The 8,368-nt window shown below is 55.8% G+C and carries 10 protein-coding genes and 3 pseudogenes; 5 read left to right on the top strand and 8 right to left on the bottom strand.

The genetic code is table 11. The features are described 5' to 3' along the window. Window positions 1-341: transposase (locus tag BLW38_RS13570; protein ID WP_143040898.1), on the top strand; the 341-nt coding region annotated here is incomplete at its 5' end. 368 nt (window positions 342-709) lie between these two features. Here BLW38_RS13570 and BLW38_RS13560 read toward each other — a convergent pair. Then, complete coding sequence (locus tag BLW38_RS13560) at window positions 710-961, bottom strand: type II toxin-antitoxin system HicA family toxin (protein ID WP_092817746.1); 252 nt, start codon at window positions 959-961, stop codon at window positions 710-712. Then, window positions 962-1,231, bottom strand: coding sequence for a type II toxin-antitoxin system HicB family antitoxin (locus BLW38_RS13555; RefSeq protein ID WP_092817745.1), 270 nt, complete (start codon window positions 1,229-1,231; stop codon window positions 962-964). A gap of 461 nt (window positions 1,232-1,692) precedes the next feature. Here BLW38_RS13555 and BLW38_RS13550 point away from each other — a divergent pair, with 461 nt between their 5' ends. Next, window positions 1,693-2,799, top strand: a complete 1,107-nt coding sequence (locus tag BLW38_RS13550) for a hypothetical protein (protein WP_143040897.1) — start codon at window positions 1,693-1,695, stop codon at window positions 2,797-2,799. A 32-nt stretch (window positions 2,800-2,831) separates the two neighbouring features. Here BLW38_RS13550 and BLW38_RS16560 read toward each other — a convergent pair. Then, window positions 2,832-2,960: pseudogene (locus tag BLW38_RS16560) on the bottom strand (IS5/IS1182 family transposase); the annotation flags it as partial. 37 nt (window positions 2,961-2,997) lie between these two features. Here BLW38_RS16560 and BLW38_RS13545 point away from each other — a divergent pair. Further along, window positions 2,998-3,657 (top strand): annotated as a pseudogene (locus BLW38_RS13545) (restriction endonuclease); the annotation flags it as partial. Between the two features lie 155 nt (window positions 3,658-3,812). On the opposite strand, the gene BLW38_RS13540 reads toward BLW38_RS13545, so the two are convergent. Further along, entirely contained in the window at window positions 3,813-4,418 is a 606-nt protein-coding gene (locus BLW38_RS13540) for a site-specific integrase (RefSeq protein WP_092817743.1), read from the bottom strand. 192 nt (window positions 4,419-4,610) lie between these two features. On the opposite strand from BLW38_RS13540, the gene BLW38_RS16350 reads away from it, so the two are divergent. Then, a complete protein-coding gene (locus BLW38_RS16350; protein ID WP_177167513.1) occupies window positions 4,611-4,763 on the top strand; it encodes a hypothetical protein in 153 nt (50 codons plus the stop codon). 158 nt (window positions 4,764-4,921) lie between these two features. Here the strand turns inward: BLW38_RS16350 and BLW38_RS13535 are convergent, their stop codons facing one another. From BLW38_RS13535 to BLW38_RS16345, 4 genes and pseudogenes are all read right to left on the bottom strand, one after another. Beyond that, complete coding sequence (locus tag BLW38_RS13535) at window positions 4,922-5,335, bottom strand: putative toxin-antitoxin system toxin component, PIN family (RefSeq protein ID WP_092817742.1); 414 nt, start codon at window positions 5,333-5,335, stop codon at window positions 4,922-4,924. Beyond that, window positions 5,332-5,595, bottom strand: coding sequence for an AbrB/MazE/SpoVT family DNA-binding domain-containing protein (locus tag BLW38_RS13530; RefSeq protein ID WP_092817741.1), 264 nt, complete (start codon window positions 5,593-5,595; stop codon window positions 5,332-5,334). Before BLW38_RS13530 ends, BLW38_RS13535 begins: the two co-directional genes overlap by 4 nt. 205 nt (window positions 5,596-5,800) lie before the next feature. Continuing rightward, window positions 5,801-7,129, bottom strand: a pseudogene (locus tag BLW38_RS13525) (RNA-guided endonuclease TnpB family protein). Continuing rightward, window positions 7,126-7,269, bottom strand: coding sequence for a hypothetical protein (locus BLW38_RS16345; protein WP_023843275.1), 144 nt, complete (start codon window positions 7,267-7,269; stop codon window positions 7,126-7,128). The pseudogene BLW38_RS13525 and the gene BLW38_RS16345 overlap by 4 nt, the downstream one beginning before the upstream one ends. A 94-nt stretch (window positions 7,270-7,363) precedes the next feature. Between BLW38_RS16345 and tnpA the strand changes: the two genes are divergently transcribed. Continuing rightward, on the top strand, window positions 7,364-7,762 hold the full coding sequence (gene tnpA / locus BLW38_RS13520) for an IS200/IS605 family transposase (RefSeq protein ID WP_092817739.1): 399 nt from the start codon (window positions 7,364-7,366) through the stop codon (window positions 7,760-7,762). Window positions 7,763-8,368: the final 606 nt, after the last annotated feature.

Genomic DNA, 8,368 nt, shown 5'->3' with positions numbered 1-8,368 from the left:
GTGATCGCTTTTTCTCTCGGTTTACAGAGTACATCACCGCCGACCACGCAAAACATTTCATTTTAGCACTATGTGAAGAATTTGAAGACGATCTAATTGTTGTCCTCGATGGCGCACCGTATTTTCAGGCGTCGGCCGTCACGGACCTAGCGTCCCGTGACGACCTCGCGTTTGTGACGCTCCCATCGTATTCACCGGAGCTGAACCCAGTTGAGGAATGCTGGAGACAACTTCAAGCAGCACTCAGCAACCGTTTCTTCGACTCACTCGACGAGCTGACAACAGCGATCGACAGTGCTCTTGACCAAATCTCTATCCCAAAAGTGAGCAACTATTTCTAACGTCTACTATAGTAGTTAGAGAACAGGTCACGATTCGTGCGGTAGGTGAGTGATTGCTGCATACGTTAGGCGGAGGATCTGATGGCGGAGTCGTCCGACTTGCTACTGTTGGTGTCACGGGGGGCGAGGACGGTCACGTCGTCGACGTCGACCTCGGCCGCGTTCCCACCGTCGAGGCCGAAGTCGCCGGGTTCGGGACCGGAACCGGTGCTTCGTCCGGTAGTTCCGGGAGGACGCCCGACTCGGTTGCGGAATGTCACGTATGCAACCCACCAGTCAGGGTAGCCCTATAGTGTTTTCTTCGACCACAAACCGGGCCGCGTCTGAGGATGACGATCCCCGTCTCCGTCGTCGAGACGTCGGGTGGGCTAGGCGTTCCGATCGATCCAGTCGCAAAAGGCGTCGAAGTCCTGCGCGCCCGCTTCATCGGCGATATCACGGAGCGTCCCGATTCGGAGTTCGTCGTGTAGCGGGACGGTCACCCACCGACGATCGTCCTCGTTCGTTGGGTGTTCATAGTGTAGTTGGGCGTGGTCTCCGATGGTTCGTTGCCACTCGAAGTCGCCGGCGTTGACAAGCACCTTGACGACCTCGTGTCCCGAAAAGGTCCGTCTCCCCATTTATTCCAGCACGTCCGGGGGTTCTTCATCACCCGTCGTGTTGTCCGCCGGATCGATTCCCAACTCCTCGAGTTCCGCATCCGTGGGTTCGTGACCAATCTCTCCCCGATGGAGTGCGACCGCTTCATCGAGGTTCTCGAGCGCAGCGTCACGTGACTCCCCCTGAGTCGTCACACCCGCCTCGACATCCTTGGCGATCCACCAGTCATCCTCCCGCCAGAGGCGGATCTCGTCCTCGTGAGGGGTCCCGTCCCGTGTTGAGGTTGCCATTACGCTACATTCGTGCTGACAGGCGAATAAACATTGGGGGCACACCCGTGGCTGTTTGCGGTCGTTCGTAGCCACTTATTTGCCTTTCATCCGTGGTTGGGTACAGTTGGTCCAATCCCTCGGAGATGTCGTATAACCACTACCAAACGAGGCAAAATAGGTCGGGACTGCCGAGCTGCTCAGCTTGTACCGGCCCTCATTACGGCGGTGTCTCAGTCGAACTGACTGATGGCCTTCCTCCGGATACCCCGACCAACCTGGCCAGTTCCGTACGTTGGAGAGGCACGACCTCACGCCGAATTCGACCGTTTTCTCCGGGCAAAAAAGCTGTTTAGACGACGGATAGGAATTGTCCTTGACTCGATCAGTTGTTTCTCACCGGTGCCCGCCAACTGTCGGACACTCCCGCCAACATTGGCTCCTTCAGAAACTTCTTTCGGTTGATAAATACGTCCATATGTATGCCCCGTCTGAAACGGTATGTGGAGAGTTCGGAACAGGATGGGTACTATGTCCTCGCTCATACAGGACAACCTGTAACTCTCCAAGTATCCGACCTAGGTTACGTTATTTTCCACTTTTTAGGATATTCTCCAAATGAGGGGCTACCATCAAAATTGGTGTGGGCGATGTACGATATAGATATTCTATATTCGTCTTCATCGGTCGACCTGGAGCGAGAAAATCAGAACATCAGCCAGCTCATCGAGGTACTTGATGACCTAGATCTAGACAAAGAGTTCGGGGCTGAGGACCGTCGTCGTCTCGTAGAGTACCTCAAGAATTACGAGGGTCCTGATAAGGAGGATGTACAGGAATTCATTGAGCGGATTGGACTTAGTGACGACATCGAAATCCCTGGTAAGTCTCCCAATCCAATCCCCACGAATTTCAAGGAAGCCCTTTCTCTGATCGAACGCCACGCTTCCTCAAGGAGTGATTTCGAGACGTCTGTGTCGAGAATCCACGATCAGAACTATACGAAGGCATCGATCCAGAGTTTTGCGAACCACCCTCATCTGGTGGAGGAGTCGATCGAAGTTCGACCCCACGGTGTGATACAATACGAACTGTCCCGCGATAGAAAAGGTGAAACCATCATCGTTCGAGATAAACGAATTACCGAAGATGATCCGTACGACTACTCAATCAGGATCAAGTACTCAACCGGCGGGAAAGAGATAGCCACCGTTAAGGACGGATATTTGCAGGAATATCATAACCACGACGCGTCCGTCGGGGCAAGATTCCGCATAAGCAGTATGTTGGACTGGATTCTCCCGACCACTGAAGTCGAGTTTACACGAGAGTCTGAAGAAACGGAAGTAGGATCTGGTTATGTCTCAGAATGGAACGGGATGGAACTGATACCAATAAATGTCGTCCAGCATCCTGACCCATCCGATCTCAAAATATTTGCTGTGGATAGAATCAGCAACGCTGGTAATCCAGTCGTTGAAACGGAAGATGGCATACTACTCCTTGATGAAGGCGAACCTGACGAACGGTATCTGGTTAAAGTGAAGAGTGACCATAATGGAGAGGTCATTTCGAGAGTGAAAGAATAAGGCTCTGTAGTTTCGGTATACGGCGGTTGATTTCACGGATATCGGACGCTCCGGCGAAGGTTGTAGACGGTGGCTTTCAGCAGCATTTCGCCGAACCTCGCCGACCAACTTCGTGCGGCCAGCACCGACGGCGACGCCCATCGGACGTTCGAGAAACTCGTCGCGAAGGCCTTCTCCCGACTCGGGTGTGCTGCGGACTGGATCGAAGGTGGTGGCGACACCGACATCGAAATCCGCTCTCCGGAGCACGTCGTCGTCGAGGTAAAGGCCCGAAGTAATGGCAAAGTTGGCGCCCTCGAAGTCACCAATGTCGACAAGCACCGACGCCAACGTGGGGCCGATCACGCCCTCGTCGTCGCTCCCGGATTCGCCCCCAAGGTCATCGATAACGCCGAGACGACCGAACTGACCACGATCGCCATCGACGACCTCATCGAACTCCTCGACCGTCGCGACCAATACGCGGTCCCACCCGGGAAGACGATGGCGCTCCTGACGCGCTCGGGAGCCTTCCAGGACGACAGACTCGACCGTCTCGATGAATCCATCCACGACCGCATCGAGGCAGGCGAGACGCTTCTCGCGGTTATCAGAGCGCTTGAGCGCGCTGATGGGGTCGTCGAGACGGCCGAGGAGGTTCGGTGGATCGTGGTCGGGATGGCAGACTCGGACGACACCCCGACCACAGAGGGAGTCCGGTCGGCGCTTCAACTCCTCGCCCACCCGAGCGTGGGCGTCGTCGAACGGGACGAGGCGGGATATCGGGCCACCACGGACTACGGAAACGGCGTCCAATTGGTCCAATCCCTCGGGGATATCGTCCAGTCTCCCGGAACGACTGATAACTCTGGCAAGTAAGACAACCGATATCGATGTTTGAGCCCGATCCAAACGGCGGAATTCGACCAGTGCAGTTCATCTTCCCACCTTCGAAATTGGTCGCGGTTCTCGGGGCGCTCCGAGACACAGCACCTCGGAAGACCGTCCGGGGACCCGACCAATTTTCCCGGGAATTAGCCGTGTAGTCCCGCTCCCTCGAAGGCGTCGTCGACGACCGACGGGGTCGGGGCATTGAGGTACGGTTCGATGGCTTGGAAGGAGTCCCACCCGCCAACCTGCATCACGACTCGAGGATTCATTCCCTCGTCCACGAGCAACCGCTGGGCGAATCGCCGGCGAAGGTCGTGGGAACTCACGTGTTGAAAGTCGGGATCCCCCGTCTCCTCGGCAGCTGCCTCGGCCGTCCGTTTGACCGCTGCCCGGACTCCTCGAACGGAGAGGTCGACAAAGGATTGGTCGGGTGCGATGTTCTCAGCGTTCTGGTACTGTCGGAGAGACCGCTCCACGCTCTGTGGGAGGTAGGCGTTCCGGGGTTTCCCTCCGGAACTGCTCGTATCCTTTCCCTCGGGGACGCGAAGGCGATAATGGTCGGCGTCAGTCTGTTGGATGTGCGTCGGCTTGACCTGGGGAATCTCGAAGGCGCGAAGCCCGACGAGTCCCCCGAGCTGAAGGATTACGTCGTCACGATAACTGACGGCGGCCCGCCGAAGTTGGTCGAGGTCATTGTCGGTCATCCAGACCTTGTACGTGTCCGTTCGGTTGGTCGCCTCGAGTCGCATAGTGGTTCCTATAGTTTTCGACACAAAGTATCTTCTGTCTGATTATAATTGGCCGAATAGCTGGAGAAATTGGTCGGAAAATGAGGCCTTGAGCTGGTGTCGTTTCCGAGTTGTCTCACAAAACGGTACCCCCATTGCTCGAGCGATACGTCCCACCAGTAACCTTTTGCGAATCGGTAGGTAGGGTCTGGTATGAGTCTCACCTCGGACGACTTCGAGGAGTTCGTTTCCTCGGATCCTGACGATGACGAGACGGTCCCGCTTGGACAGGCGTTGTCAGAGTTAGGGCTTGATGTCGAGATCGACTCCGTTGAGGCCGTTCGTGACATCCGCGAACGGTTATAAGGATCCTCCTCGACACCAACGTCCGATGCCGAATTAGTCGATCAGGAAGCAGAACTCCCTCGACAATTGCTTGACGAGGGTGAGGACATAACATAGATGTCGTAGAACAGTTCGTAGACCTGATTCACCGCTACTATTGATCGTTCAGTACAGAGGACTCATGGATCGTTCAGCATCTCGGAAAATTCCCTTGGTGTGACGATGTCGATTCCACGGAACGACTCAAGATCGAGTAGGTGCTGATCACCGGAAACAACGTAATCCGTATTGCCTGCCACAGCTGCCTCTAGAAACTTGTCGTCATCCGGATCAGCCTCGACGGCCGTGATTTCTTCATCGGGAACAACGAATTCCGCGAAGTACCGAAGCGTCTCAACTTCGGTCTGTATCTCTTCATCGTCCAATCCGAAGCGTTCAGGATACTTGTGTAATGTTTTCCGGAACTCTATGAGTGTCGGGACAGATGCGACGATCTGATACTCGTTCGTATATCCTTTCACAACTACGTCGTGTGGTGTCCCGGTAGCAATAACTGCGGAAATAAGGACGTTCGTATCGAGTACAGCCTTCATTCGTCGGTCTCACGCGCGGCGTGAACCAGCTGATCCACCTCTTCAAGCGATAGTTCGACATCCTCGGCCCGTTCAGAAACGCGCTCTTGGAACTCTGTGACCGACGGGAGCTCGATCTTCTTCAATACGAGTCCGTAGTCCGTCGGAACGACCATCAGCTTCGTTCCTTGTTCGAGTCCGAACTGGTCTCGAAGCCGACTCGGGATCGTGATCTGTCCCTTCGAGGTAACTGTCGTCACTTCAGGGTCGTCTACACTCATACGTAAGGATTCCTTACGAAGATAGTTGAAACTACCGGTCAATACGCACTCTTCAGCGACCGGCTGTTTCAGTCGGGATGTGTCTGAAGAATAGAATTTCATCAGAGCCGGATCTCAATAGAGCACATATTTCGTACTATTTCTGGAGGGTAGCAAGCACGAGAGGTGAACCGCCTCGGGGTCAAGCCCCGAGGCTTCCCGTGGTTTAGTCGGACACTCCCACTCGACCATCGGCCTGATAGCCTCGAACGGTCGGGTGGGTCACGGTCGGGGCGTCCACGGCCCCCGATGCCCGCCGTCGTCGTCCGAAAACCGAAGATTTTCGGGATCACGAGAGACTCCGTCTCTCGGTCGACACCTTCCGGACAACGGGAAGGCTGTTGAGAGCAGGCACATTCCAATCGAGTTTCTTCACGTCTTTCACGGCGATGTTGACGCTTGCACCACGGTCGCTGTGGTCTTGATGCCCACAGTCCCGACACTTGAACCGTTTCTTGTTACGGTTCGCACGTTCCGTGTGTCCGCACATCGGACACCGTTGGCTCGTGTACTCGGGGTTAATCCACGCAGTCGGGATACCCTCGAACGACGCCTTGTACGACGTATAGAACTGAAGGGCGCGGAACGGGAGGTGGTGCAAGCGTCGGTTCATCCGCGTGCCGTAGTCGATACTGTCGCGCATCTCTTTGAGGTCTTCAAAGACGATGCACGGTTTCTCGAACTGCTGGCTCCACGCCACGATGTGACGACTCACCTTGTGGAGCCGGTCACGGACGAACCGTTCCTCACGCCCTTCCAGCGTGTCGTGGATGCTGTCTTTCCCCGCGTTCTGGACGCGCTTCCGTATCGTGAAGTAGCGGTGGCGCTCGAACTTGATTTCGGGGAAGTCAATAACCAACGAGTCCTCAATGCCATCCTCGGAGAGAACGGTGAGAGCCACGTTGTCTTCGTTCACGTCCACACCGACGACCGTCCGCGAGTCCTGCTTGTCTCGAACGGTCTGTTCGGTGTTGGTGACGTTGACGTGCAACTCAGCGTTGTCGTTGTGGAACAGGGCTTCCGCCGTCCCAATCTTCCACTCATCGCTTTCGAGTGCGGTCTGGAGAATGTCGAGGTTGGCGTCACTCCCTTTGAGGACGCCCGTGACGTGCTTGTACGGCTTCGCGCTGATGCGGAACGCCACGTCGCCGTCGTCGGTGAGCGACAGGTTGTACCCCTCCTCGTAGTTCGCTCGGAGGGGGTACGCGCCGTCCTTGGTGTGACTGGGTTTGCCGAAGTCGTCGTACTCGTAGTAGTTCTCCATCGCGCCGAGTGCTTTGGCGACGACGCGCTGTGTCGTGTTTTTCACGAGGTTGGCGTCGTCGGCTACTCGGTCGGGGATGGCGTCCCAGTCAACGCCTTGCTTGGCGAGACGGATGGTTTCGTTGTACACCGACCGCGCTTCGAGGGTGGCGTCGTACAGCAGGCTCTCGTTGTCACTCTGGGTGTCGAGTTGGAAGTCCAGCGTCTTGACGAGAGCCTGTGCGTCGGTCATTCTTGCTCGTTGGGTTGGACGTGACGGTAGTGGAGGAGGAGCGTGCGGAGTACGCTGTCGAAACTCGTGTGGCCCTCCTCGTCCTTGAGTTCGTCAAGGTCGTCGTACACGGTGTCGGATACCTTGAGTTGTTTCGTCACGTCTACCCCTTGTTCTTCCACGCTTAAAAGTTTACTAGTGGTGGTCTGTGAGTCAATTTAAAGAATACTTTGATTGGTCGTTGTGTTGGTAGGTATGGGCGAGAAGCGGTCGAACCACACGGTGTACAACGTCAACTACCACTTCGTGTGGTGTCCGAAGTACCGCCACGCCATTCTCGAACCAATCGAGGATTCGCTGGAAGCGAGTTTCCGTGCCGTGTGCGACGAGTACGGCTACGAGATACTGTCACTCCACATCTCTCCCGACCACGTACACCTGTTCGTATCTGCTCACCCGAAGTACGCACCGAGCAAGATTGTGCGAACGGTCAAGAGCATCACAGCGCGGGAGATGTGGGAACAGCATAAACCATTCTTGGAGGAGTACCTGTGGGACGGTGGGTTTTGGGAGGAATCGTACTACGTGGGGACAGCAGGTGATGTTTCGACCGACACGATTGAGCAGTATATCGAGCGCACGGAACACGTTTAGCGGGGCTTACGGCCTTCACCCTCGGGGTCAAGCCCCGAGGCACTCGGCCTGCCCCGCCTGTAGAACTCGGAGAGGATGAAACCGGTTCTTGCCTGGATGATGGTGTAGTGGCGTCAACGTTTGCACGTCGTCTGACTCGCTACGTGATACTTCGATTTCTTCTGCATCAGGGGGATATGTCCATCGGAGGAGTGGAGAGGAACCGTTCACCTGCTCCGTTTGATACGTGATAACGAAATCTGCGGTTTCGTACCATCGAACCTCGAGAGTACCAGGTGCTGTCAATGAATCCTGAGCATCAACAGTTGCACGTACCAGACGCGGGTGGGTTCTGCGCGGCTCGAGGCTAAACAGGGAACCCCTCGCCGTATGGCGATTCGATGAAGTGTCAGGACACACAAACTAAATAACAGACAGCGGCGGGATAGCCCCGAAATCGGCCGGGGGCGCATCCCCTCAGGGACACCACCGATTTCGCTAATCCATACTCACAGGACGGACGATGAACCGTAGTCAGGTATGTGATAGAACTGCTCCTCGATGCGGCTATCCACGTCGGTTACGCGGTGAGTGAGCCTCCGCCGAAACGACTATTGGTAAGACCAG

The organism is Halopenitus malekzadehii (assembly GCF_900108505.1).
In the GTDB taxonomy this organism is placed as follows: Archaea; Halobacteriota; Halobacteria; order Halobacteriales; family Haloferacaceae; genus Halopenitus; species Halopenitus malekzadehii.
This window is presented reverse-complemented; position numbering and strand designations above follow the sequence as displayed.

What these genes read in the sequence shown, in the direction of transcription:
- BLW38_RS13560 (WP_092817746.1), bottom strand. Translation starts at nt 961, where the DNA reads ATGGGGAGACGGACCTTTTCGGGACACGAGGTCGTCAAGGTGCTTGTC.
- BLW38_RS13555 (WP_092817745.1), bottom strand. Translation starts at nt 1,231, where the DNA reads ATGGCAACCTCAACACGGGACGGGACCCCTCACGAGGACGAGATCCGC.
- BLW38_RS13550 (WP_143040897.1), top strand. Translation starts at nt 1,693, where the DNA reads ATGCCCCGTCTGAAACGGTATGTGGAGAGTTCGGAACAGGATGGGTAC.
- BLW38_RS13540 (WP_092817743.1), bottom strand. Translation starts at nt 4,418, where the DNA reads ATGCGACTCGAGGCGACCAACCGAACGGACACGTACAAGGTCTGGATG.
- BLW38_RS16350 (WP_177167513.1), top strand. Translation starts at nt 4,611, where the DNA reads ATGAGTCTCACCTCGGACGACTTCGAGGAGTTCGTTTCCTCGGATCCT.
- BLW38_RS13535 (WP_092817742.1), bottom strand. Translation starts at nt 5,335, where the DNA reads ATGAAGGCTGTACTCGATACGAACGTCCTTATTTCCGCAGTTATTGCT.
- BLW38_RS13530 (WP_092817741.1), bottom strand. Translation starts at nt 5,595, where the DNA reads ATGAGTGTAGACGACCCTGAAGTGACGACAGTTACCTCGAAGGGACAG.
- tnpA (WP_092817739.1), top strand. Translation starts at nt 7,364, where the DNA reads ATGGGCGAGAAGCGGTCGAACCACACGGTGTACAACGTCAACTACCAC.